At 71.7% G+C, this 22,391-nt stretch carries 22 protein-coding genes and 1 pseudogene; 11 read left to right on the top strand and 12 right to left on the bottom strand.

What is annotated here, in order from left to right:
• Nucleotides 1-231: 231 nt before the first annotated feature.
• The 3 genes from GA0115242_RS17270 to GA0115242_RS17260 all read left to right on the top strand — a co-directional run bounded on the left by GA0115242_RS17270 (nt 232) and on the right by GA0115242_RS17260 (nt 3,496).
• Nucleotides 232-1,638, top strand: coding sequence for a family 2B encapsulin nanocompartment shell protein (locus GA0115242_RS17270; protein ID WP_093829377.1), 1,407 nt, complete (start codon nt 232-234; stop codon nt 1,636-1,638).
• 113 nt (nt 1,639-1,751) lie between these two features.
• Nucleotides 1,752-2,816 (top strand): family 2 encapsulin nanocompartment cargo protein polyprenyl transferase, encoded by a 1,065-nt coding sequence (locus tag GA0115242_RS17265; RefSeq protein WP_093829375.1) that lies wholly within the window; start codon nt 1,752-1,754, stop codon nt 2,814-2,816.
• A gap of 362 nt (nt 2,817-3,178) precedes the next feature.
• The gene (locus tag GA0115242_RS17260) at nt 3,179-3,496 is read left to right on the top strand and encodes a DUF952 domain-containing protein (protein WP_093829373.1); all 318 of its coding nucleotides are present in this window, start codon (nt 3,179-3,181) and stop codon (nt 3,494-3,496) included.
• A gap of 22 nt (nt 3,497-3,518) precedes the next feature.
• On the opposite strand, the gene GA0115242_RS17255 is transcribed toward GA0115242_RS17260, so the two are convergent.
• From GA0115242_RS17255 to GA0115242_RS17240, 3 genes are all read right to left on the bottom strand, one after another.
• Nucleotides 3,519-3,932, bottom strand: a complete 414-nt coding sequence (locus GA0115242_RS17255) for a VOC family protein (protein ID WP_093829371.1) — start codon at nt 3,930-3,932, stop codon at nt 3,519-3,521.
• Nucleotides 3,933-3,986: 54 nt separating this feature from the next.
• Entirely contained in the window at nt 3,987-4,391 is a 405-nt protein-coding gene (locus tag GA0115242_RS17250) for a helix-turn-helix transcriptional regulator (RefSeq protein WP_093829369.1), read from the bottom strand.
• 655 nt (nt 4,392-5,046) lie between these two features.
• Entirely contained in the window at nt 5,047-5,439 is a 393-nt protein-coding gene (locus GA0115242_RS17240; protein ID WP_093829367.1) for a hypothetical protein, read from the bottom strand.
• 245 nt (nt 5,440-5,684) lie between these two features.
• On the opposite strand from GA0115242_RS17240, the pseudogene GA0115242_RS17235 reads away from it, so the two are divergent.
• Nucleotides 5,685-6,179 (top strand): annotated as a pseudogene (locus GA0115242_RS17235) (tyrosine-type recombinase/integrase); the annotation flags it as partial.
• Between the two features lie 10 nt (nt 6,180-6,189).
• Here GA0115242_RS17235 and sodN read toward each other — a convergent pair.
• Nucleotides 6,190-6,585 carry a superoxide dismutase, Ni gene (sodN, locus tag GA0115242_RS17230; RefSeq protein ID WP_093829365.1) on the bottom strand — a complete coding sequence of 132 codons (396 nt, stop codon included), beginning with the start codon at nt 6,583-6,585 and terminating at the stop codon, nt 6,190-6,192.
• Between the two features lie 145 nt (nt 6,586-6,730).
• On the opposite strand from sodN, the gene sodX reads away from it, so the two are divergent.
• Nucleotides 6,731-7,165, top strand: coding sequence for a nickel-type superoxide dismutase maturation protease (gene sodX, locus GA0115242_RS17225; protein WP_093829417.1), 435 nt, complete (start codon nt 6,731-6,733; stop codon nt 7,163-7,165).
• On the opposite strand, the gene GA0115242_RS17220 is transcribed toward sodX, so the two are convergent.
• A complete protein-coding gene (locus GA0115242_RS17220; protein WP_093829363.1) occupies nt 7,069-7,698 on the bottom strand; it encodes a CGNR zinc finger domain-containing protein in 630 nt (209 codons plus the stop codon). The two genes, sodX and GA0115242_RS17220, sit on opposite strands and share 97 nt — an antisense overlap.
• A 109-nt stretch (nt 7,699-7,807) precedes the next feature.
• On the opposite strand from GA0115242_RS17220, the gene GA0115242_RS17215 reads away from it, so the two are divergent.
• Entirely contained in the window at nt 7,808-8,587 is a 780-nt protein-coding gene (locus GA0115242_RS17215) for a class I SAM-dependent methyltransferase (protein ID WP_093829361.1), read from the top strand.
• Nucleotides 8,588-8,669: 82 nt separating this feature from the next.
• Here GA0115242_RS17215 and GA0115242_RS17210 read toward each other — a convergent pair whose 3' ends face one another.
• The 3 genes from GA0115242_RS17210 to GA0115242_RS17200 are packed head-to-tail and all read right to left on the bottom strand — an operon-like array spanning nt 8,670 to nt 11,399.
• Nucleotides 8,670-9,422, bottom strand: coding sequence for an amino acid ABC transporter ATP-binding protein (locus tag GA0115242_RS17210; protein WP_093829415.1), 753 nt, complete (start codon nt 9,420-9,422; stop codon nt 8,670-8,672).
• A 53-nt stretch (nt 9,423-9,475) separates the two neighbouring features.
• Nucleotides 9,476-10,408, bottom strand: coding sequence for an amino acid ABC transporter permease (locus GA0115242_RS17205; protein WP_093829359.1), 933 nt, complete (start codon nt 10,406-10,408; stop codon nt 9,476-9,478).
• A 31-nt stretch (nt 10,409-10,439) separates the two neighbouring features.
• A complete protein-coding gene (locus tag GA0115242_RS17200) occupies nt 10,440-11,399 on the bottom strand; it encodes an ABC transporter substrate-binding protein (protein ID WP_093829357.1) in 960 nt (319 codons plus the stop codon).
• Nucleotides 11,400-11,973: 574 nt separating this feature from the next.
• Between GA0115242_RS17200 and GA0115242_RS17190 the strand changes: the two genes are divergently transcribed.
• The 4 genes from GA0115242_RS17190 (at nt 11,974) to GA0115242_RS17175 (ending at nt 15,346) form a co-directional block, all read left to right on the top strand.
• Nucleotides 11,974-13,197 (top strand): NAD(P)-dependent malic enzyme, encoded by a 1,224-nt coding sequence (locus GA0115242_RS17190; protein ID WP_093829355.1) that lies wholly within the window; start codon nt 11,974-11,976, stop codon nt 13,195-13,197.
• A 227-nt stretch (nt 13,198-13,424) separates the two neighbouring features.
• Complete coding sequence (locus GA0115242_RS17185) at nt 13,425-14,390, top strand: zinc-binding dehydrogenase (protein ID WP_093829353.1); 966 nt, start codon at nt 13,425-13,427, stop codon at nt 14,388-14,390.
• A gap of 186 nt (nt 14,391-14,576) precedes the next feature.
• The gene (locus GA0115242_RS17180) at nt 14,577-14,786 is read left to right on the top strand and encodes a helix-turn-helix domain-containing protein (RefSeq protein WP_093829351.1); all 210 of its coding nucleotides are present in this window, start codon (nt 14,577-14,579) and stop codon (nt 14,784-14,786) included.
• Nucleotides 14,786-15,346 (top strand): Clp protease N-terminal domain-containing protein, encoded by a 561-nt coding sequence (locus tag GA0115242_RS17175; RefSeq protein WP_093829349.1) that lies wholly within the window; start codon nt 14,786-14,788, stop codon nt 15,344-15,346. The genes GA0115242_RS17180 and GA0115242_RS17175 overlap by 1 nt, the downstream gene beginning before the upstream one ends.
• 37 nt (nt 15,347-15,383) lie before the next feature.
• Here the strand turns inward: GA0115242_RS17175 and GA0115242_RS17170 are convergent, their stop codons facing one another.
• Together GA0115242_RS17170 and GA0115242_RS17165 are read right to left on the bottom strand one after the other, a co-directional pair.
• Nucleotides 15,384-16,463, bottom strand: coding sequence for a PadR family transcriptional regulator (locus GA0115242_RS17170; RefSeq protein WP_093829347.1), 1,080 nt, complete (start codon nt 16,461-16,463; stop codon nt 15,384-15,386).
• 1 nt (nt 16,464) lies between these two features.
• Nucleotides 16,465-17,472, bottom strand: a complete 1,008-nt coding sequence (locus GA0115242_RS17165; RefSeq protein WP_093829345.1) for a DUF4097 family beta strand repeat-containing protein — start codon at nt 17,470-17,472, stop codon at nt 16,465-16,467.
• 143 nt (nt 17,473-17,615) lie between these two features.
• Between GA0115242_RS17165 and GA0115242_RS17160 the strand changes: the two genes are divergently transcribed.
• Nucleotides 17,616-18,455 carry a hypothetical protein gene (locus GA0115242_RS17160; RefSeq protein ID WP_093829413.1) on the top strand — a complete coding sequence of 280 codons (840 nt, stop codon included), beginning with the start codon at nt 17,616-17,618 and terminating at the stop codon, nt 18,453-18,455.
• 161 nt (nt 18,456-18,616) lie between these two features.
• Here GA0115242_RS17160 and GA0115242_RS17155 read toward each other — a convergent pair whose 3' ends face one another.
• The gene (locus GA0115242_RS17155; protein WP_093829343.1) at nt 18,617-18,802 is read right to left on the bottom strand and encodes a DUF6104 family protein; all 186 of its coding nucleotides are present in this window, start codon (nt 18,800-18,802) and stop codon (nt 18,617-18,619) included.
• Between the two features lie 137 nt (nt 18,803-18,939).
• A partial coding sequence (locus tag GA0115242_RS17150; protein WP_093829341.1) for a multifunctional oxoglutarate decarboxylase/oxoglutarate dehydrogenase thiamine pyrophosphate-binding subunit/dihydrolipoyllysine-residue succinyltransferase subunit occupies nt 18,940-22,391 on the bottom strand: 3,452 nt, incomplete at its 5' end.

The following is a 22,391-nucleotide window of genomic DNA, read 5'->3' as shown; positions in this document are numbered from 1 at the left end:
CTTGTTCGGGCCCTGTGCGACCCGATCAGGACATCTGGCAGGGGAGTTCGAGGCGTTTGGGTGGATGCGGGCCGTCGGCGGAACGCTCATCATGCCCCGGCCGCCGGTGATCCATTCCCGCTCTTTCGGGTAATAGCATCAGCACGCTCCGTGATGGAAGGGTTGCCCCGTGAGCACGCCGATGCGCCCGAGCGGCAGGCATCGGCGCAGGACAGGGAGGGCAATTCTCATATGTCGGTAGGCGAAGAGGTCCGTACGGAGCAGGACAAGCCGCAGCAGAGTCTCGGCACTGCCGCCGCGCGGAACCTGGCCACCACGACCAAGTCCGCGCCGCAGATGCAGGAGATCAGCTCGCGCTGGCTGCTGCGCATGCTGCCGTGGGTCAATGTGCAGGGCGGCGCGTACCGGGTCAACCGGCGTCTCACGTACACCGTGGGGGACGGCCGCATCACGTTCGTGAAGACCGGCGACCGGGTCGAGGTCATCCCGGCGGAGCTGGGCGAACTGCCCGCCCTGCGCTCCTACGAGGACCAGGACGTGCTCGGCGAGCTGGCCCAGCGCTGCCGCCAGCGGGAGTTCGCTCCCGGGGACGTGATCGTCTCGGACGGCACCCCGACCGACGAGGTCTACCTGCTCGCGCACGGCCGGGTGGAGCGGGTCGGTACCGGCCCCTACGGCGACGACGCGGTCCTCGGCGTGCTCGCCGACGGCGCCTACTTCGGCGAGGCCGCGCTGCTCTCCGACGACGCCGTCTGGGAGTCCACCGCCCGCGCGGTCACCGCCTGCACGGTCCTCGCCCTCTCCCGCCAGGACGTCCAGCAGATCGCGGAGCGCTCCGACTCCCTGCGCGACCACCTGGCCGAGGTGCGCGCGATCCCGGAGCAGAGCACCAACAAGTACGGCGAGAAGGCCGTCGACCTCGCCGCGGGCCACAGCGGCGAGCCCGACATCCCGCACACCTTCGTCGACTACGAGGCCCGCCCCCGCGAGTACGAACTGAGCATCGCGCAGACCGTCCTGCGCATCCACTCGCGCGTGGCCGACCTCTACAACCAGCCGATGAACCAGACCGAGCACCAGTTGCGGCTCACCGTCGAGGCGTTGAAGGAGCGTCAGGAGCACGAGCTGGTCAACAACCGGGAGTTCGGGCTCCTGCACAACTGCGAGTACGACCAGCGCCTCCAGCCGCACGACGGCGTGCCCAGCCCCGACGACCTGGACGAGCTGCTCAGCAGGCGCCGCGGCACCAAGCTGCTGCTCGCCCACCCGCGCGCGATCTCCGCGATCGGCCGCGAGTTCAACAAGCGCGGGCTGGTCCCGGAGTCCATCGAGGTGGCGGGCAACCGCATCCCGACCTGGCGCGGCGTGCCGATCTACCCGTGCAACAAGATCCCGGTCACCGAGGCCCGCACCACCTCGATCATCGCGATGCGCACCGGCGAGAGCGAGCAGGGCGTCATCGGCCTCCAGCAGGCGGGCATCCCGGACGAGATCGAACCGAGCCTGTCGGTGCGCTTCATGGGCATCAACGAGCAGGCGATCATCAACTACCTGGTGACCGCCTACTACTCCGCGGCGGTCCTCGTGCCGGACGCGCTCGGCGTGCTGGAGAACGTCGAGATCGGCCGCTGGCGGTGACGTCTTTGCACCTCGGAGCCGTGTCCCCGCCCTCCGGGGCGGGTACATCTCCGGCGTACACGCCCGGCGGCGGTCCGGGCGGTGGCGTCCGAGCACTGTCCGAGGGGGACCCCATGGCCGAACTGACGGTGGAGGCACACCCCCTGGACGGATCCGAGGCCGCGGCGATCCTGGAACGCGCCCGTGCCCGCGTCGACCCCGAACTGCGGGCCGCCGTGGACTCCTTGCCCGGATCGCTGCGCCGGGTCGCCCGCTACCACTTCGGCTGGGAGCACGCGGACGGCACCCCGGCGGACGGCAACGCGGGCAAGGCGATCCGTCCCGCGCTCGTCCTCACCGCGGCCGGCGCGCTCGGCGGCCCGCGGGCCAGGGAACGGGCGGTCCGGGCCGCGGCCGCGGTGGAGCTGGTCCACAACTTCACGCTCCTGCACGACGACGTGATGGACCGGGACCCCACCCGCCGCCACCGGCCCACCGCGTGGACGGTCTTCGGGGACGCCGACGCCATCCTCACCGGCAACGCCCTCCAGGCGCTCGCCCTGCGGCTGTTCGCCGAGGACCCGCACCCGGCCTCGGCGGGGGCCGCCGTCCGGCTCACCGACTGCGTCATCGAGCTGTGCGCGGGACAGCAGGCCGACACCGCGATGGAACGGCGCTCCCCGACGGAGGTCTCCCTCGCCGAGGTGCTGACGATGGCCGAGGCGAAGACCGGCGCCCTGCTCGGGTGCGCCTGTGCGCTGGGCGCCCTCTACGCGGGCGCGGACCGCGAGGACGTCGACGCGCTGGACGCGTTCGGCCGCCAGGCCGGGCTCGCCTTCCAGCTCATCGACGACGTCATCGGGATATGGGGCGACCCGCACCGCACCGGCAAACCGGCCGGCGCCGACCTCGCGGCCCGCAAGAAGTCCCTGCCGGTGGTCGCCGCCCTCACCTCCGGCGCCCCGGCCTCGGCGGAGCTGGCGGAGCTGTACGCGCTGCCCTGCGCGGAGGGCGACCAGGAGGCCGTGGACCGGATCGCGCTGGCGGTCGAACGGGCGGGCGGCCGGGACTGGGCGCAGGTCCAGGCGGCTGACCGGATGGCCCGCGCGATGCAGGAGCTGTCCCGCGCGGTCCCCGAACCGGAGTCGGCGGGCGGCCTGCTGGCCCTCGCGGAGTTCGTGACGCGCCGCAGCAACTGACAGGGGCGCGGCCACAGGGGGGAGAGAAGACGGGGGCGGCTGTCGAACGGGGTGCGGCGGCACCCCGCGCGGCGCTCGCGGAAGGAACCAGGAAGTCCCGGAGACGGCCGAGACGGACAGGACAGCCGAGACGGCCGAGACCGCGAGACCACGCGGACCTGACCCCGTGTGGGCCTCGGGGGTTTCGGCCCGGCGGGTCCCGCGCATCCCCACGATGCGCGGGGCCGCAGCCGCACCTGGCCGGGCCCGGTGCCGCGCACGTCACGTCCGAGCAGCCTCACCACCCCGGCTCCCCGGTGACCTCCCCGGCACAGGGGGAACCTCCCCGGTGTCCGTACGGCCCCGCCCCGTACGGTGGTGCCATGCCGGACGCTGCCGATGCCACCATCCTCCACCTCACCGAACGCGCGCTCTGGGACGCGTCCCGCGCGCGGGGCGTCTACGAGATGTCCACCCGGGGGCGCACCCTCCAGGAGGAGGGCTTCGTGCACTGCTCCACAGCGGCCCAACTCCCGGGCGTCGCAGAGGCGTTCTACGCCGGTCTGGACGACCTGGTGGTCCTGGTCGTCGACCCGGCACTGCTGGACGCGGAGGTGCGCTACGAGGGGGGTTTCCCGCACGTGTACGGGCCGATCCCGGTGAATGCCGTGGTGGAGGTCCGGGCCTGGCCGGGGGAGTGAGCGCCGCCCGCGGGCGCCGGACTCAGGCGGCCCGCTCCATGAAGCGCAGCAGGTTGCCCGCCGGGTCGCGGAACGCGCAGTCCCGCACGCCGTAGGGCTGGTCCATCGGTTCCTGGAGCACGTCGGCGCCCGAGTCCCGGACCCGGGTGTAGAGGGCGTCGCAGTCGGCGGTGGAGAAGATGACGCCGCGCAGCATGCCCTTGGCGAGCAGGCGGCTCAGCGCCTCCTTGTCGGCGGGGGAGGCGTCCGGGTCGGCGCCCGGCGGTTCCAGCACGATCTCCACGTCCGGCTGCGCCGGCGATCCGACGGTGACCCAGCGCATGCCCTCGAAACCGACGTCGTTGCGGATCTCCAGACCCAGGACGTCCCGGTAGAAGGCGATGGCCTTGTCGTGGTCGTCGACGGCGAGGAAACAGGTGCGCAGGGCGATGTCCATGCCTCCAGGCTAGGACGCCGAGGCGGGTTCGCGCCGCCCGTGGACAGACACGCCCTAGGGGAGCTGGGGGCGTCGTTTCGGGCGGGTGAAGCGGCGGGCCACGCAGGGCGGGATCACGGCGCCGCTCTCGTGCGGGCGGGCCCGGTAGGCGCTCGGGGTCTCGCCGACCAGCTCGGTGAAGCGGGAGCTGAAGGAGCCGAGCGAGGTGCAGCCGACGGCGATGCAGACCTCGGTCACCGAGAGGTCGCCCCGGCGCAGCAGCGTCTTCGCCCGCTCGACCCGGCGGGTCATGAGGTAGCCGTAGGGGGTCTCGCCGTACTCGGCGCGGAAGCTGCGCTGGAAGTGGCCCGGCGACATCAGGGCGGTGCGGGCCAGCTCCGGGACATCAAGGGGGAGCGCGTAGTCGCGGTCCATCCGGTCCCGCGCCTTCCGCAGCCGCACCAGGTCCTCACGGTTCACCCCGCCAGCATCGCACGCCGGGGAGGGGTTGCGCCCCGGGCGGCAGGGGCTTGCCCTCGGCCCGCACCGCGCGACTTTTACCCAGGGGGCGAAACCCGGTGCCCCCGCCCCGCGGGCAGGAAGCCCACCAGGACGGAGACGCTGCGACCTGGACGACGATCCCAGGTCAGAAGAAAGCCAGATCCGGGGATCAGGCCTTTTTCGTCTCCTAGTAAAGGGCCGGGTCGGCGACCTGCGGGGATCATCCCTGCAGGCCGCCGACCCGGCCTTCTGCCGTTGAATCGACGCTGCGGCGCCTGTTCGCCCGCCTCGACGCGGACCGTCTCGATGCGGTGCTGGGTGCTTGGGCGGTGACCTGGACCGTACGTCTCGCAGGCCGCAGGGTGATCGCCGTCGACAGCAAGACGGCCCGGGGCGCAAGCTGCCGCGGCTCCGCGGCTCCGCACCTGGTCGCCGCCCTCGCGCAGCGGAGCCGTGCAGGTCGCTCTACTGCGACGCACCGTCACCAGGAAGGGCCGACGGACCGTCGAGATCGTCCACCTGATCACCAGCGCGAACGCCCGCACCGCACCACCGGCACTCCTGACAGCCTGATCAACAACTTTGCCGAGGCCCTGGGTGGGTGACAGCGCACTGTCACCCACCCCGAATTCGCCTATCGGTCTCCGGCAGGCGGGAACGTTCTCTGCCCGGGCGGAGCAGCCGTGTCGATGACTGCCTGAAGGTCGAAGACGAGGACCAGCCAGTATCGCCGCAGAACCGCGAGTTCGTGGAAGATCTGTCGGGCGATGACTTCCTCCCGCTCCATGTCGCCGTCGGAGTTGCGCACAGTCAGGACGACTTCGTAGCGCTCGAAGGGAACACCTTTGTCTTCCCCGTACCCATGTTCCGTTTCCAGTTCAAGCGTTGCGTCGCTCAGGCCCAGGATGTAGTCCGCGGGCCCGTTCACGGTGGGCCGCAGTCTCCCACCACAGGCCAGCGCCACGTCCCCGACGAGGGCGTCGACAGGGTGACCGGGGTGGATGAAGATGCTGTGGTGGGAGGACACGGTTCACATCCCTCAGGGGTAGGTGATGTCGTAGCCGTCGCCGACTATGCGGATGTAGTCCATCCGTCCGGGCGGATTGTTGCGGAGGAACTTACCCAGTCCCCCTCGGGCTGCTGACGAGACCCGCGACGCCCGCACCCTCAGCGGCGACATCGAGGACGGCGGCCACTACTGGCAACCGATACAAAGAAGAGGCCACTTGGCCAACATTCAGAAGCACCCCAACGGCAAATGGCGAGCCCGCTACCGCGAAGATCGGCCCGCCGAAGACCGCCAAATCTCGCCATACGGTACCGGTCGGCGAGGTCGTCACGGAAACCCTTCTTATCCACCTCGCGGCACGCCCCTCCAAGGAGCGGCTGTTCACGATGGAGGAGGGCGAGCCCCTCAACTACCGCCGCTGGAAGACGGAGTGGAACTGCGCCCGCAGGACGCTCCAGGCGGAGGAGAACAAGGCGGCCGGGCGCGAGGGCCGCAAGCCTGTCGAGCCGCCGCACATGGTCACCCACGACCCGCGGCACTTCCACGCCTCCGCGCTCATCGCCGGCGGAGCGAGCGTCAAGCAGGTCCAGCTGGTCCTCGGCCACGCGTCCGCCGTCGTCACACTGCGGATCTACGCCCACCTGTGGCCGGGCGAAGAAGACCGCACCCGGACCGTCATGGACGCCGTTCTCGGCGGCCTGCGGACCGGGTGCGGACAGGTAGGCGATGCGACCCGCGAAACCGCAGGTCAGGCAGCCTCGCCAGAGATCAAGCCTTCTTCGTCTCCCAGAAGATCTTGTCGATCTGGGCGATGTAGTCCAGGGCCTTCTGGCCGGTCGCCGGGTCGGTGGAGCCCTTGGCGGCCGACAGGGCCTTCAGGGTCTCGTTGACCAGCTGGTGCAGCTCCGGGTACTTCTCGAAGTGCGGCGGCTTGAAGTAGTCGCTCCACAGCACGGAGACGTGGTGCTTCGCCAGCTCGGCGCGCTGCTCCTTGATGACGGTGGCCCGCGCCTGGAAGTGCGGGTCGTCGTTGGCGGCCATCTTCTCCTGCACGGCCTTCACCGACTCCGCCTCGATGCGGGCCTGGGCCGGGTCGTACACACCGCAGGGCAGGTCGCAGTGCGCGCTGACCTTGACCGTGGGGGCAAACAGGCGGGAAAGCATGGAGCATTCCTTCCTCGTGATCGTCTTCTCAGGTGCGACATTACTCCCTGGGACGGCCGATTTCGCGAGTGCCCCCATGCGCTTAGGACAAAAGTCCGGGGTCAGACTGAGACTGGTGGAGGATCGGACCGGGGAGGTGCCGCTGATGACGGGGCTGTCGCAGGAGAGCGAGCGCGGGCGGCACCTGCTGCCCTACGGGGCCGCCCGGGTGCACGGGCCGTCCATGACGCCCACGCTGCGCCACGGGGACCTGCTGGTGGTGCGCTACGGCGCCCGCGTCCGGGCCGGTGACGTGGTGGTCCTGCGCCACCCCTTCCAGCAGGACCTGCTGGTGGTCAAGCGGGCGGCCGAGCGCCGTGCGGGCGGCTGGTGGGTGCTGGGCGACAACCCGTACGCGGGGGGCGACAGCACCGACTACGGCACCGTCCCCGAGGAGTTGGTGCTGGGCCGGGTGCGGCTGCGGTACCGGCCGCGCGCCGACGGTCAGCGTTCGCCGCTCGCGGTGGCCCGCTGGGCCTTCTCGGCGGCCAGGCCGGTGTTCTCCGACCGGTCGGCCTCCAGGCGTTTGCGGGCCCGGTAGGCGGCCACGTTGGCCCGGGTCGCGCACCGGTCGGAGCAGTAGCGCCGGGAGCGGTTGGTCGAGGTGTCCAGGTAGGCGTTGCGGCACGGCGGCGCCTCGCACACGCCGAGCCGGTCCACGCCGTACTCGGTCAGGTGGAAGGCCAGGCCCATCGCGGCGATCGCGGCGTAGCCCGCCGTCGCGTTCGAGGGGTGGTCGGCGAGGTGCATGTGCCACAGCGGGCTGCCGTCGTCGTCGCGGTGGTCGTGCCCGGAGATCTGCGGGCTCACCGGGAACTCCAGGAGCAGGGAGTTCAGCAGGTCCACCGCGAGGGTCTCGTCGCCGCCGTCGGCCGCCTCGAAGACCGCGCGCAGCCGGCCCCGCACCGAACGGAACCGGGTGACGTCGGCGTCTGTGGCGCGGCGGGCCGCCGAACCGTTCGCGCCGAAGAGGTCCCGTACGGCCTCGACCGAGGTCAGGGAGTCCTTGCCCCGGGCCGGTTCCTCGCTGTTGACGAGCCGGACCGCGTAGTCCGAGTAATAGGCCAGTTCCACTTGTAGTCCTTACGGCAGTGTTCTAGGGTCGTGCCGACGGTCAGGTAATGGCTGATCGTCCTTACAGGGTATTACGGCAACGCGCGTCGTCACCTGACGGAGGAGCCCGATGACGGACACGAACACCGAGACGACGGCGAGCGACGGCACCGACTGGGCCGCCTGGCAGCGGAGCTGGGACCGCCAGCAGGAGTGGTACATGCCGGACCGCGAGGAGCGCTTCCGGATCATGCTCGACATGGTCGAGGCGCTCGCCGGACCCACCCCGCGCGTCCTGGACCTCGCCTGCGGCACCGGGACCATCACCGCCCGGCTCCTGGACCGGCTGCCCGGCGCCACCAGCACCGGCGTCGACCTCGATCCCGCGCTGCTCGCCATCGCCGGGGGCACCTTCGCGGGCGACGACCGGGTCACCCTCGTCGCCGCCGACCTCAAGGACCCGGAGTGGACGGCGCGGCTGCCGCACGGCTCCTACGACGCCGTCCTGACCGCGACGGCCCTGCACTGGCTGCACAGCGAACCCCTCGCGGCCCTCTACGGTCAGATCGCGGGACTCGTCCGCGACGGCGGTGTCTTCATGAACGCGGACCACATGATCGACGACTCCACGCCCCGGATCAACGCCGCCGAGCGGGCCCAGCGCCACGTCCGCATGGAACAGGCCAAGGCCGCGGGCGCCGTCGACTGGGCGCAGTGGTGGGCGCTCGCCGCCCAGGACCCGGTCCTCGCCGGGCCGACCGCCCGCCGCTTCGAGATCTACGGCGAGCACGCCGAGGGCGACACCCCCTCGGTCGGCTGGCACGCGCGGGTACTGCGCGAGCACGGCTTCGCCGAGGCCCGTCCGGTCTGGTGCTCGCCGACGGACACCCTGCTGCTGGCCCTCAAGTAGCGCCCGCGGCGGCGTCCGGCGCGGCGCGCGAGAGGGGTGGCACGGACTCGCCGTGCCACCCCTCTCGCGTCGTGCGGTCCGGTCAGAGGACCTTCGACAGGAACGCCTTCGTCCGCTCGTGCTGCGGGTCGGTCAGCACCTCGCGCGGGTGGCCCGACTCGACGACCACACCGCCGTCCATGAAGACCAGGCTGTCGCCCACCTCGCGGGCGAAGCCCATCTCGTGGGTGACGACGACCATGGTCATGCCGGACTCGGCGAGGTCGCGCATGACGTCGAGGACGTCACCGACCAGCTCCGGGTCGAGCGCCGAGGTCGGCTCGTCGAACAGCATCAGCTTCGGGTCCATCGCCAGCGCCCGCGCGATGGCCACCCGCTGCTGCTGGCCGCCGGAGAGCTGCGAGGGGTAGTTCCCGGCCTTGTCGGCGAGGCCCACCCGCTCCAGGAGCTGCGTCGCCCGCTCCCGCGCCTGCGCCTTGCTGACGCCCTTGACCTGGACCGGCGCCTCCATGACGTTCTCGGCGGCGGTCAGGTGCGGGAAGAGGTTGAAGCGCTGGAAGACCATGCCGATGTCGCGCCGCTTGAGCGCGACCTCGCTGTCCTTCAGCTCGTACAGCCTGTCGCCCTTCTGGCGGTAGCCGACCAGCTCGCCGTCGACGTACAGCCGTCCGGCGTTGATCTTCTCCAGGTGGTTGATGCAGCGCAGGAACGTCGACTTCCCGGAGCCGGAGGGGCCGATCAGGCAGAACACCTCACCGGCCTTCACCTCCAGGTCGATGCCCTGGAGCACCTCGACGGGCCCGAAGGACTTGTGGACGCCCTCCGACTTCACCATCGGCACCGACGGGTCGCGCGGGGCGACGGCCCGCGCGCCGCTGAGCTTCTCGGTCATACCGCGACCTTCCTGCTGGAGAAGGACCCCAGATGGGCTCGGACCTTCTGCCACGGTGTCGCCGGCAACTGGCGGCTGGAGCCGCGCGCGTAGTACCGCTCGACGTAGTACTGGCCCACGCTCAGGATCGACGTCATGATCAGGTACCAGGCCGCGGCGAGGAAGTACATCTCCACCGGGGCACCGGAGTTCTGGCCGATGTCCTGCGCGTAGCGGAAGAGTTCCTGGAACTGGACGGCCGCCACCAGGGAGGTCGTCTTCAGCATGTTGATGACCTCGTTGCCCGTCGGCGGCACGATCACGCGCATCGCCTGCGGGATGACGATCCGGCGCAGCGTCTTGGCGTGGCTCATGCCCAGGGCGTGCGACGCCTCGGTCTGGCCCTCGTCCACGGCGAGCAGACCGGCCCGGCAGATCTCCGCCATGTAGGCGGCCTCGTTCAGACCCAGGCCGAGCAGCGCCGTCAGCAGCGGCGTCATGAAGCTCGACCAGTAGTCCTTGTAGATCGGACCGAGGTTGATGTACTGGAAGACCAGGCCCAGGTTGAACCAGACGAACAGCTGGACCAGCACCGGGGTGCCGCGGAAGAACCAGATGTAGAACCAGGCGATGGACGACGTCACCGGGTTCTTCGACAGCCGCATCACGGCGAGGACGATGCCGCCCACGATGCCGATCACCATCGACAGGACCGTCAGCAGCAGGGTCTTGCCGACGCCGGTCAGGATGCGGTCGTCGAAGAAGTAGTCGGGTACGGCGTGCCAGTTGATCTTGCCCTGGCCGAACGCGTAGACGATCGAGGCCAGCAGGCCGATCGCGATGACGGCGGTGAGGTACCGCCCGTAGTGCCGGACCGGCACGGCCTTGATGGCCTGCGGTCCTGCGGCGGGCGTCTCGGGGGCCGCCGCCTTCTCGGTGTCAGCAGTCACGGGTCATGCCTCTCGGTGGCCGCGCGCGCGGTCACTTGCCGCCGTTGACGACGGACTTGGTGACGGCGCCTTCCTCGGCGCCCCACTTCGTGAGGATCTTCTTGTACTCGCCGTTCTTGATCAGGGCGTCCATCGCGGCCTGGACCGCGTCCCGCAGCTGGGTGTTCTCCTTGCTGACGGCGATGCCGTACGGCGCGGCCTCGACCTGCTCGCCGACCAGCTCGAAGTCCTTGCCGCCGCCGGAGGTCTTCACCGCGTACGCGGCGACCGGGAAGTCCGAGGAGGCCGCGTCGACGCCGCCCGCCCGCAGCCGGGTCTGGGACTGCTGGTCGTCGTCGAACGCCTCGATGGTGAGCTTCTTGCCGCTCGGACACTTCTTCGCCTCGGCCTTGGCGAGGTCCTCGGAGACCGTGCCGCGCTCCACGCCGAGCTTCTTGCCGCACAGGTCGGACCAGGTCGTGATCGACTCGGTGTCGCCCTTGCGCGTGTAGATGGAGACGCCCGCGGTCAGGTAGTCGACGAAGTCGACGCCCTCGCCGACCTTCTTGCCGGTGTCCGGGTCGACGCCGTCCTGGCGGTTCTTGTTGTCCGTCATCGCCGACATCGCGATGTCGTACCGCTTGGAACGTATACCGGTGAGCAGCGCGTCGAACGTGCCGTTCTCGAACTCGAACTTCACGCCGAGCTGCTTGCCCATGGCGGCGGCCAGGTCCGGGTCGAGCCCGACGACCTTCCCGGAGTCGTCCTTGAACTCGACCGGCGCGTACGCGATGTCCGAGCCGACCTTGACGACCCCGGCGCTGCGGATCTCCGCGGGCAGCTTGTCGGCCAGCGGGGCGGAGCTGTCGCTCGCTCCGTCCGAGCTCTTGGCGCCGTCGTCCTTGGTCTGGTCACCGCAGCCGGTGAGGATCAGGGCGCCGGCGACCGCGATCGCCGCGACCGCGGCGGTCCTGGCGCGGGCGGTCGTACGGCGGGTGGTGAATGCGGTCATTTTCTGGTCCTCCGGCGGATGGGTGGAGTTGCCGACGGGTCGACGGGTACACGCACCGTTGAGTGTCGCGACCTTGAACGATGACGGCATCTTGCCATTCGGGCTACGCCGTTCAGGGGACCTCCGATGTCAAAATCGGATAACGGGTCTCGGCCGAACCGCGCCGGACCGGCGCACCCCCGCCGGACCATCTGCGGGATTCACCGCCGCGGACCGCAGGATCTCCCGCGCGTCTCGGGATGCGGACGCCGGACCAGAGGCGTTGCTCACTGTTTCGGCCCCAGGTCAGCACGGGGGCCGGTCAGGTGTCGCCATATTTCGTGACCATTCTCGTCACCAAGACGTGACCTCCCCGACCCCCGATGGGAGCTTGCCCCGAATGGGCTCGTCCGCGAAGCGCTCCGTCCGGTAAGAAGGTTCTTTACACCCCTCATCCGGGGCTCCGGGCGCGTGTGCGGCGCGCCCGTCGCGTATGTCCTTTGCGTACCTCACAAAATCGGGCACACGCGGTCCCGCCCACCCCTCACCAGGAGTGGCAACCCTCCATCGAATGAACATCTAAGGGGTCAGACAAGTGGCAGCGGAGATCGTCAATCCTCGCAGCGACAGCACGGCGGACCAGGACGGCGGGGGCGAGCCCCTCGACTCCTTCGATCCGGCGTTCGCGCTGCACCGCGGCGGCAAGATGGCTGTGCAGGCCACCGTGCCGATCCGCGACAAGGACGACCTGTCCCTGGCGTACACACCTGGCGTCGCGCGCGTGTGCACCGCGATCGCCGAGCAGCCGGAACTCGTCCACGACTACACGTGGAAGTCATCGGTCGTCGCCGTCGTCACGGACGGCACGGCCGTGCTCGGCCTCGGGGACATCGGTCCCGAGGCGTCCCTCCCGGTGATGGAGGGCAAGGCGATCCTGTTCAAGCAGTTCGGCGGCGTCGACGCGGTGCCGATCGCGCTCGCCTGCACGGACGTCGACGAGATCGTCGAGACCGTGGTGCGGCTCGCGCCCTCCTTCGGGGGCGTCAACCTGGAGGACATCTCGGCGCCCCGGTGCTTCGAGATCGAGCGCAGGCTCCAGGAGCGGCTCGACATCCCGGTCTTCCACGACGACCAGCACGGCACCGCGGTCGTGACGCTGGCCGCCCTGCGCAACGCGGCGCGGCTGACCGGCAAGGGCCTCGCCGATCTGCGCGCGGTCATCTCCGGGGCGGGCGCGGCCGGTGTCGCCATCGCCAGGATGCTGGTCGAGGCCGGTATCGGGGACGTGGCGGTCGCCGACCGCAAGGGTGTCGTCTCGGCCGACCGCGCCGATCTGACGCCGGTCAAGCGCGAGGTCGCCGGGTTCACCAACAAGGCCGGGCTCACCGGCACGCTGGAGGACGCCCTCGCGGGCGCCGACGTCTTCATCGGCGTCTCCGGCGGGACGGTGGCGGAGTCCGCGGTCGCCTCCATGGCCGAGGGCGCGTTCGTCTTCGCCATGGCCAACCCGAACCCCGAGGTGCACCCCGAGGTCGCCCACAAGTACGCGGCGGTCGTCGCCACCGGGCGTTCGGACTTCCCGAACCAGATCAACAACGTCCTCGCGTTCCCCGGCATCTTCGCGGGCGCGCTCCAGGTCCGGGCGTCCCGGATCACCGAGGGCATGAAGATCGCGGCGGCCGAGGCGCTCGCCGGGGTGGTCGGCGACGACCTCGCCGCCGACTACGTCATCCCGTCGCCGTTCGACGAGCGCGTCGCCCCCGCGGTGACGGCGGCCGTCGCCGCGGCGGCCCGCGCGGAGGGCGTCGCCCGCCGCTGACGCCCCTCCCGCACCACGGGCCCCGCCGTCCCCGGCGGGGCCTTCCGGCGTTCCGGGGGCCGGAGCCGGGTCCGCGCGGGAGCTGCCGGGCCCGCGGGAGACGCCCCGGGGCAGGGCGGCGCGCTCTCCCGCGGGCCCCACCAGCCCCTCGCGCCGGATTCAAGAGGGCGAGTGTCACAGGGGCGTCCGGTTCCCCGGGGCACGGGCGGAGCCCTATCGTCGACGCCATGTTCGCCGTCTACGCCGCTCGCATCGACCACGACCAGCCGCTCTCCGGACTGGAGTTGGGGGAGCGTCCGGCCCCCGGCGCCCGCCCCGGCTGGAGCACCGTCGATGTCAGGGCCGCCTCCCTCAACCACCATGACCTCTGGTCGCTGCGCGGCGTCGGCCTGCCCGAGGAGCGGCTGCCGATGATCCTCGGCTGCGACGCCGCCGGGGTCGACGCGGACGGCAACGAGGTCGTCCTGCACTCCGTGATCGGACAGAGCGGCCACGGCGTCGGCCCGCGCGAACCCCGGTCCATCCTCACCGAGCGGCACCAGGGCACGTTCGCCGAGCAGGTCGCCGTGCCGACCTGGAACATCCTCCCCAAGCCCAGGGAACTCTCCTTCGCCGAGGCTGCCTGCCTGCCCACGGCCTGGCTGACCGCGTACCGGATGCTGTTCACCAACGCGGGGGTGCGCCCCGGCGACTCGGTGCTGGTGCAGGGCGCGGGCGGCGGGGTCGCCACGGCCGCGATCGTGCTCGGCCGTGCGGCGGGCCTGCGGATCTTCGCCACCAGCCGCGACGAGGCCCGGCGGGCGCGGGCGGTGGAGCTGGGCGCGGTGGAGGCCCTGGAGCCCGGCGCGCGGCTGCCGCAGCGGGTGGACGCGGTGATCGAGACGGTCGGCGCGGCGACCTGGTCGCACTCGGTGAAGTCGCTGAAGCCCGGCGGCACGCTCGTCATCTCCGGCGCCACCAGCGGCGACCGGCCCTCGCACGCCGAGCTGACCCGGATCTTCTTCCTCGAACTCAAGGTCGTCGGCTCCACGATGGGCACCAAGGACGAGCTGGACGACCTGCTGGCGTTCTGCGCCTCGACGGGGGTCAGGCCCGTCATCGACGAGGTGCTGCCGATGGACCGGGCCCGCGAGGGCTTCGAACGCCTCGCGTCCGGCGAGCAGTTCGGCAAGATCGTCCTCACCAACGCCTGACCCTCCCGGCACGGCCGCCTTCCCCCTCCGGGTACGCCTCCCCGGGTACGCCTCCCCGGGTGCGCCTCCCGAGTACGGCCCCCCCTCCGGTGCCGGGCCACTTCTCCGGCACCGGGGCTGTCTCCCCGCCGCCCCTTCGTGTCAACCAGGGTTGACGGTCTGTCTGTGTCAACGTAAGTTGACGGCATGACCGAAGCAACGGATCTCGCCGCGCGAGCGGGCGACCGTGACCCGCGGGTCGGCCTGCGTGCCGTCGCCGCACTGCGCCGTCTGCTGGAGCAACTGGAGGCGGTCCAGGTGCGCAGCGCGCGCCGGCAGGGCTGGTCGTGGCAGGAGATCGCCGCCGAACTCGGCGTCAGCAGGCAGGCCGTGCACAAGAAGTACGGGAGGCATTGATGTTCGAACGGTTCACCGGGGACGCGCGGGCGGTGGTGCAGGGCGCCGTCGGACACGCCGAAGCGGCACGGGCGCCGCGCGTCGATCCCGGCCATCTGCTGCTCGCCCTCCTCGACCGGGAGAGCGGCCGCTGCCGCGCCGTCCTCGCCGCGCTCGGCGTCGGCGCCGAGCGCAAGGAGTCCGTGCGCCGGGCCCTGGCCGACACCCGCCGCAGGGCCGGACTCTCCCGCGCCGACTCCGACGCCCTCGCCGGACTCGGCATCGACGTCACCGAGATCGTCGCCCGGGTGGAGGAGGCGCACGGGGTCGGCGCGATGTCCGGCGACCGGCGGGCGGGCCGGGGACGGCGCCCCTTCACCCCGGACGCCAAGGACGTCCTCGCGCGCGCCCTGCGCGCCGCAGGGGCCCGCGGCGACCGGCACATCGGGGACGAGCACCTGCTGCTCGCCCTCGTCACCCGCCCCGGCGGCGAGGCCGAGATCCTGCACGACCACGGAGTCACCCACGAGACGGTGACGCAGGCCCTGCACGACGGGGGAGCGGAGTCCCGGGCGAGCTGACGCCCGCCCGGCCCCGGCCGGGGCGCCGACCCGCCGGTCAGCCCTTCGGGGTCCGCAGCAGCGCCCCGATGTGCGCGGCGGCCGTCGACAGATGGCGGCGGGCGTCACGGAGCTGGTCGTCCGTGACGCCGTGGTCGCGGGCGGCGTCGCGGATGTCGTCACGGAAGCGGTCGAGGAGCCGGTCGAGGTCGCGGGCGGTGTCGCCGGTCGGGCTCTCGTGCGCCCAGCTCGGCTCGTACGCGAACGGGACGTCCTCCCCGTGGCTGTAGTCGCCGCGGGTGTCCGGCCCCTCCTCGGCGCCGGGGCGGGACGACCGGCCGAACCCCAGGTCCTTGCCGAACTCCTTGCCGAAGTCCTTACCGAACTCGCCGAACTCCTTGGCCAGTTCGGTCAGCCCCTCGCGCACCCCGGTCGGCCAGTCGCCCCGCGTGAAGTGGTCCTGGACCTGGTCCTGGACCCGGCGCGCGATGCGCTGGACCTCCTCCTGGGCCTGCGCGCGGGCCCGCTCCTGGGCCTCCTTGGCCTGGTGCCGGGCGCGCTGGGCGTCCTCCCTGGCCCGGCGGCTCTCGTCCTTGGCCCGGCGGGCCTGTTCCTTCCACTCCTGCTTGACGCGCCGCATCTCCTCCTTGGCCGCGCGCCAGGACTCCTTGTCGCCGATGTCGGCGAAGTCCCCACCGCCGTCGGGGCCGCCGTCGCCCGCGGTCCTGCCCGCCCGCGCCCCGGGGCCGCGCCGGGCCTCGGAGGCCGCGGCCCGCATCTCGCGCCGCAGGTCACCGGCGGCGCCCCGGACGTCGGCCCGGATCTCCGCAGCCAGCTCCGCCACCGAGTCGCGGATCTCCAGCTCCAGGTCGGCCAGTTCACCGCTGCGGTCGGCGAGTTCGGCGCGGCCCGCGTCCGTGATGGCGTACACCTTGCGGCCGCCCTCGGTGGTGTGGGTGACCAGACCTTCCGCCTCCAGCTTGGCCAGCCGCGGGTAGACGGTGCCCGCCGACGGCGCGTACAGCCCCTGGAACCGCTCCTCCAGGAGCCGGATCACCTCGTAGCCGTGGCGCGGTGCCTCGTCGAGCAGCTTCAGCAGGTAGAGGCGGAGGCGGCCGTGGGCGAAGACGGGGGACATGTCAGAGCACCTTCTTGTCGGTCGGACCACCGGTCGGGCCGTCGCTCGGGCCGTCGGGCGCGGCGCCGTCCGGGGCGTCGCTCGCGCGCTCGTCCGGGTCGTCGCCCCCGCCGTCGGCCGGGCCGGAAGGGGAATTGTCCCCCGGGCCCTCAGGGGCCCCGTCCACCGGTGCCCCCGGCTCCCGCTCCCACGGCTCCTCCTCGGCCGGTGGCCGGCGCAGCAGCGCGATCGAACCGGAGACGGTGGTGGCCTTCAGGCTGCCCTGGCCGGTGCCCAGCCGCCCGGTGATGCGCTTGGCGCCCCACTGGCCGCCGACCCGCAGGTCCTCGAAGGCGTTCGACACGGAACCGCTCGCGGTGTTCGCCTCCACGCGCGCGTCCGCCGGATGCGGCAGCCGGATGGCGATCTCGCCCGAGACGCTCGTCAGACCGATGTCGGTGGGGCGGCCCGCCGGGTCCAGGTCGACGATCATCGAGCCGCTCACCGACTCGGCCCGCACCGAGGGGCCCGCGCCCTCGACGACCGTCAGGTCCCCGGAGACGGAGTGGAAGCGCAGGTCGCCGCTGAGCGACTGGGCCTCCAGGTTCCCCGAGACGGTGTCGGCGCGGACCGCTCCGGTGCAGCCGACCAGCGTGGTGTCCCCGGAGACGCCCTTCACCTCCGTCGGCCCGTCGATCCCGGAGACGACGGCCGCCGCCCCGACGACCCCCACCTCCACCCGGGTGGCGGCGGGCACCGCGAGCGAGACGACCGCGCTGCGGCGCCTGCTGCGGTGGTCGAGCCAGCTGAGGAACCCCTTCCAGGTGAGGTCCTCGTAGGCCACCGTGAGGACGCCGTCCCGCTGGGTCACCACGAGGGGCGGGCCCTCCACCTCGGTGATCTCGCAGCGCGCGGAACCTTCCTCGGTGCCCATCACGTTCACCGTTCCGTTGACGACGCGCACCTGGAGCTCTCTCACCGGCTCGTCGAACGTCAGTTTCGCGGGCTCCGCGACGGACCACTCGGACATCCTGCACCTCCCCGTGCGGACGCGCCATATCGCGTCTTCACTCTAAACACGATATATCGCGGTCGGGGTTTGTCAAGGCGCTCGTTCGGGGACCGGATGCCCACGAAATGCCGCAAAGCCGCTTGTCGTCCTACCGTGTGATCATGTCGAAGGACACTGTCCGCACCGGGTCCGCCACCGGCGCCCTGCTGCTGTGCCGCGCGGAGCCCGCCTCGGTCGCCCCCGCGGCTCATCTGCTGCGCGAACCCATGCTGGTCACCGGCGCGGGCGGCCCGTGGAGCGTGCTCGTGCCCGAGGGCAGGCCCTGGCAGGACGGCTCCGAGCCCGTCGACCGCGTCCTGACCGGCTGGGCCACCGCGCTCGCCGTCGGCGCCCCCTGGCCCGCCCTGGCCCTGTGGTGGGACGCCGACCGGGCCGGGTTCACCCTCGCCTCCGGCTTCCGCCGCCCGGTCGGCTACGTCTGGCTCGCCGACGGCACCCCGGCGGGCGAGGACGAGGCCATGCGCACCTTCGCCGCCCGCCTCGGCCTCGACCCCGTCCTGGACGTGCAGGCCCTCGACCGGCTCACCGCGCCCGACCCGACCCGGGTCCTCGACGCCCGCGCGCGGCTGCGCGGCCTGCTCCTGGTGCTCGCCCGCGCGGAGGTGGCGCTGCCCGCCGGACTCGCCCCGGGCGAGCCGCAGGACCGTCTGCGCGAGGCGGCCCGCGCCCACCCCGGCGCTCGCACGGTCGCCTGGCCCGGCTGGCGGGAGGCGGTCCGCGCCGAGCTGGACGCGGTCGACGCGAGCCCCCTCGGCCCCTGGCTGCCCCGGTCGGGCACCTCGCGGGCCCGCGCCCTGGCCCTCGCCCAGATCGCCGTCGGCCTCCCGCTCACCGTCCGCGGGCTGCGCCGCCGCGGCGCGGGCTGGGCGGCGGCCGGGGCGCTGCTGCTGGCCCACGGCGCCTTCGGCCTCGTCCACGACCTGACCCGGCCCCGCGACTGAGCCCCGCGGACGCCACCCGGGGGCCACGGGCGCGGCGCGGCCCGCACCGGCCACCCGGGAAGCCCCGGAACGCCCGCGGAGGCCCGTACACGCGTCGAGGGGCGCCCGTGGGCACCCCTCGTCCACCTGCTCCGGCGACCCGTCCGCCGCCGGGCCGCCGGTCAGTCGTCGGCGTCCTCGTCGTCGTCCAGCCGGGCCAGCCAGGTCGCCAGGCGTTCCACCGGTACCTCGAAGTCCGGGTTGAGATCGACGAACGTCCGTAGCTGCTCGGCGAGCCACTCGAAGGTGACCTCCTCCTCGCCGCGCCGCTTCTCCAGTTCTTCGATGCCTCGGTCGGTGAAGTACACGGATTGCTCTCCTGGGGCTGGGCCGTGGGCCGGGGGTTGCTGCCCCCCAGGTTATGACGCGCCCGCCGGAACGCGTCCGGCCCCGCCACCCCCAGGGGGCGACGGGGCCGGACGTCCGGACGGCCGGGGTCAGCGGGTCACGCCTCGAAGACCTCGCGCACCAGCTGCTCCTGCTCCGCCTGGTGCCGCTTGGCCGAGCCGACCGCGGGCGACGAGCCGTGCGGGCGGGAGATGCGCCGCAGCCGCTCGCCGTGCGGGACGTCCGCGCCGACGGCGAGGTCCAGGTGGTCGATCAGGTTCAGGGCGATGAACGGCCAGGCACCCTGGTTGGCCGGCTCCTCCTGGGCCCACAGGTACTTCTCGGCGTTCGGGTACTTGGCGATCTCCGCCTGCAGCTCGGCGCCCGGCAGCGGGTACAGCCGCTCGATGCGGATGATCGCCGTGTCGGTGACCCCGCGCTTCTGGCGGTCGGCCTCCAGGTCGTAGTACAGCTTGCCCGCGACGAAGACGACCTTGCGGACCGCGGCCGGGTCGACCGTCGAGTCGCCGATGACGGGCCGGAACTGACCCGACGTGAACTCCTCCGTCTTCGACGCGGCGGCCTTCAGGCGCAGCATCGACTTCGGGGTGAAGACCACCAGCGGCTTGTGGTGCGGGTTGTGCACCTGCCACCGCAGGAGGTGGAAGTAGTTCGACGGCAGGGTCGGCATGGCGACCGTCATGTTGTTCTGCGCGCAGAGCTGGAGGAACCGCTCGACCCGGGCCGAGGAGTGGTCCGGGCCCTGGCCCTCGTAGCCGTGCGGCAGCAGCAGCGTGACGCCGCTGGTCTGGCCCCACTTCTGCTCGGCCGCCGAGATGTACTCGTCGACCACGGTCTGGGCGCCGTTGACGAAGTCGCCGAACTGGGCTTCCCACATCACGAGCGCGTCCGGGCGGGCCAGCGAGTAGCCGTACTCGAAGCCCATGACCGCGTACTCGGAGAGCAGGGAGTTGTAGACGTTGTAGCGGGACTGCTCCTCGGCGAGGTACTGCAGCGGGGTGTGCTCCTCGCCCGTCTCGCGGTCGATGAGGACCGCGTGGCGCTGGCCGAAGGTGCCGCGCTGCGAGTCCTGGCCGGAGAGCCGGACCGGGGTGCCCTCCAGCAGGAGGGAGCCGACGGCGAGGGTCTCGCCCATGCCCCAGTCGATGGTGCCGTCCTCGACCATCGCCGCCCGGCGCTGCAGCTGCGGGAGCAGCCGCGGGTGGACGTGGAAGGTGTCGGGGATGTTGACCTGCGACTCGGCGATCCGCTTGACGACCTCCGCCGAGATCGCCGTGTTCACGGCGACCGGGAACTCGGCCTGCGGGTCGGAGACCGGGCCGGTGCCCGGCTGCGAGACGGCCTCGCGGACCTCGGTGAAGACCTTCTCCAACTGCCCCTGGTAGTCCTGGAGCGCCTGCTCGGCCTCTTCCAGGGTGATGTCGCCGCGACCGATCAGGGACTCGGTGTAGAGCTTGCGCACCGAGCGCTTCTTGTCGATCAGGTCGTACATCAGCGGCTGGGTGAAGGCCGGGTTGTCGGACTCGTTGTGACCGCGGCGGCGGTAGCAGATGAGGTCGATCACCACGTCCTTGTTGAACGCCTGGCGGAACTCGAACGCCAGCCGCGCGACGCGCACGACGGCCTCGGGGTCGTCGCCGTTCACGTGGAAGATCGGGGCCTCGATCATGCGGGCCACGTCCGTCGCGTACATGGAGGAGCGCGAGGACTCGGGGGCCGCGGTGAAGCCGACCTGGTTGTTGATGACGATGTGGACCGTGCCGCCGGTGCGGTAGCCGCGCAGTTGCGACATGTTCAGCGTCTCGGCCACCACGCCCTGGCCCGCGAAGGCCGCGTCGCCGTGCAGGGCCACCGGCAGGACGGTGAAGTCCGTGCCGCCCTTGTTGATGATGTCCTGCTTGGCGCGGGCGATGCCCTCGATGACCGGGTCGACCGTCTCCAGGTGGGAGGGGTTGGCGGCCAGCGAGACCTTGATCTGCTCGCCGTCGAGACCGGTGAAGGTGCCCTCGGCGCCCAGGTGGTACTTGACGTCGCCGGAGCCGTGCATCGACTTCGGGTCGAGGTTGCCCTCGAACTCGCGGAAGATCTGCGCGTACGACTTGCCGACGATGTTGGCGAGGACGTTCAGCCGGCCGCGGTGGGCCATGCCGATGACGACCTCGTCCAGGCGGGACTCGGCGGCCGAGTCCAGCACCGCGTCGAGCAGCGGGATGACGGACTCGCCGCCCTCCAGGGAGAACCGCTTCTGCCCGACGTACTTGGTCTGCAGGAAGGTCTCGAAGGCCTCCGCCGCGTTCAGCCGCCGCAGGATGCGCAGCTGCTCCTCGCGCTCCGGCTTGGTGTGCGGGCGCTCGATGCGGTCCTGGATCCACTTGCGCTGCTTGGGGTCCTGGATGTGCATGAACTCGACGCCGGTGGTGCGGCAGTACGAGTCGCGCAGCACGCCGAGGATGTCGCGCAGCTTCATCAGGGACTTGCCGGAGAAGCCGCCGACGGCGAACTCGCGCTCCAGGTCCCACAGGGTGAGGCCGTGCTCGGTGATGTCCAGGTCGGGGTGCTTGCGCTGGCGGTACTCCAGCGGGTCGGTGTCGGCCATGACGTGGCCGCGGACCCGGTAGGAGTGGATCAGCTCGAAGACCCGCGCGGCCTTGGTGACGTCGTCGTCGTGCGAGGCGTCGATGTCCTTGAGCCAGCGCACCGGCTCGTAGGGGATGCGCAGCGCCTCGAAGATGTCGTCGAAGAAGCCCTGGTCGCCCAGGAGCAGGTTGGCGACGACGCGCAGGAACTCGCCGGAGGCGGCGCCCTGGATGACCCGGTGGTCGTAGGTCGACGTGAGCGTCATGACCTTCGAGATGCCGAGCTTGTTCAGGGTGTCCTGGCTGGTGCCCTGGAACTCCGCGGGGTAGTCCATGGAGCCGACGCCCATGATGACCGACTGTCCGGGCATCAGGCGCGGCACGGAGTGGACGGTGCCGAGGCCGCCGGGGTTGGTCAGGGAGACCGTGACGCCGGTGAAGTCGTCCATCGTCAGCTTGCCGTCGCGGGCGCGCCGGACGATGTCCTCGTAGGCCTGCCAGAACTCGAAGAAGTTCAGGGTCTCGGCCTTCTTGATGCCGGCCACCACGAGCTGCCGGTCGCCGTTGGCCTTCACCAGGTCGATGGCGAGGCCGAAGGTGACGTGCTCCGGCTTGACGAGGGTGGGCTTCCCGTCCTTCTCCGCGTAGTGCCAGTTCATCGACGGCATGGCCTTGATGGCCTGCACCATCGCGTAGCCGATGAGGTGGGTGAAGGAGATCTTCCCGCCCCGGGCCCGCTTCAGGTGGTTGTTGATGACGATGCGGTTGTCGAACAGCAGCTTCACCGGGACCGCGCGCACGGAGGTGGCCGTGGGCAGTTCGAGGGAGGCGTTCATGTTCTTCGCGACGGCGGCGGCGGGGCCGCGCAGCGTCACGAACTCCGGGCCGCCCGTGGCCTCGGTCGCCGGGACGGCCTTCGGCCGGGCGGCGGCGGGCTTGGCGGGCGCGGCGGCCGGAGCCGGTGCCGCGGCCT

The organism is Streptomyces sp. SolWspMP-5a-2 (assembly GCF_900091845.1).
Taxonomy (GTDB): domain Bacteria; phylum Actinomycetota; class Actinomycetes; order Streptomycetales; family Streptomycetaceae; genus Streptomyces; species Streptomyces doudnae.
This window is presented reverse-complemented; position numbering and strand designations above follow the sequence as displayed.

Coding starts and splice junctions, on each gene's coding strand:
- GA0115242_RS17160 (WP_093829413.1), top strand. CDS start 17,616: ATGTCGAAGGACACTGTCCGCACCGGGTCCGCCACCGGCGCCCTGCTG.
- GA0115242_RS17255 (WP_093829371.1), bottom strand. CDS start 3,932: ATGGACATCGCCCTGCGCACCTGTTTCCTCGCCGTCGACGACCACGAC.
- GA0115242_RS17170 (WP_093829347.1), bottom strand. CDS start 16,463: ATGTCCCCCGTCTTCGCCCACGGCCGCCTCCGCCTCTACCTGCTGAAG.
- GA0115242_RS17165 (WP_093829345.1), bottom strand. CDS start 17,472: ATGTCCGAGTGGTCCGTCGCGGAGCCCGCGAAACTGACGTTCGACGAG.
- GA0115242_RS17200 (WP_093829357.1), bottom strand. CDS start 11,399: ATGACCGCATTCACCACCCGCCGTACGACCGCCCGCGCCAGGACCGCC.
- GA0115242_RS17215 (WP_093829361.1), top strand. CDS start 7,808: ATGACGGACACGAACACCGAGACGACGGCGAGCGACGGCACCGACTGG.
- GA0115242_RS17265 (WP_093829375.1), top strand. CDS start 1,752: ATGGCCGAACTGACGGTGGAGGCACACCCCCTGGACGGATCCGAGGCC.
- GA0115242_RS17270 (WP_093829377.1), top strand. CDS start 232: ATGTCGGTAGGCGAAGAGGTCCGTACGGAGCAGGACAAGCCGCAGCAG.
- sodN (WP_093829365.1), bottom strand. CDS start 6,585: ATGCTTTCCCGCCTGTTTGCCCCCACGGTCAAGGTCAGCGCGCACTGC.
- GA0115242_RS17210 (WP_093829415.1), bottom strand. CDS start 9,422: ATGGTGAAGTCGGAGGGCGTCCACAAGTCCTTCGGGCCCGTCGAGGTG.
- GA0115242_RS17180 (WP_093829351.1), top strand. CDS start 14,577: ATGACCGAAGCAACGGATCTCGCCGCGCGAGCGGGCGACCGTGACCCG.
- GA0115242_RS17260 (WP_093829373.1), top strand. CDS start 3,179: ATGCCGGACGCTGCCGATGCCACCATCCTCCACCTCACCGAACGCGCG.
- sodX (WP_093829417.1), top strand. CDS start 6,731: ATGACGGGGCTGTCGCAGGAGAGCGAGCGCGGGCGGCACCTGCTGCCC.
- GA0115242_RS17175 (WP_093829349.1), top strand. CDS start 14,786: ATGTTCGAACGGTTCACCGGGGACGCGCGGGCGGTGGTGCAGGGCGCC.
- GA0115242_RS17185 (WP_093829353.1), top strand. CDS start 13,425: ATGTTCGCCGTCTACGCCGCTCGCATCGACCACGACCAGCCGCTCTCC.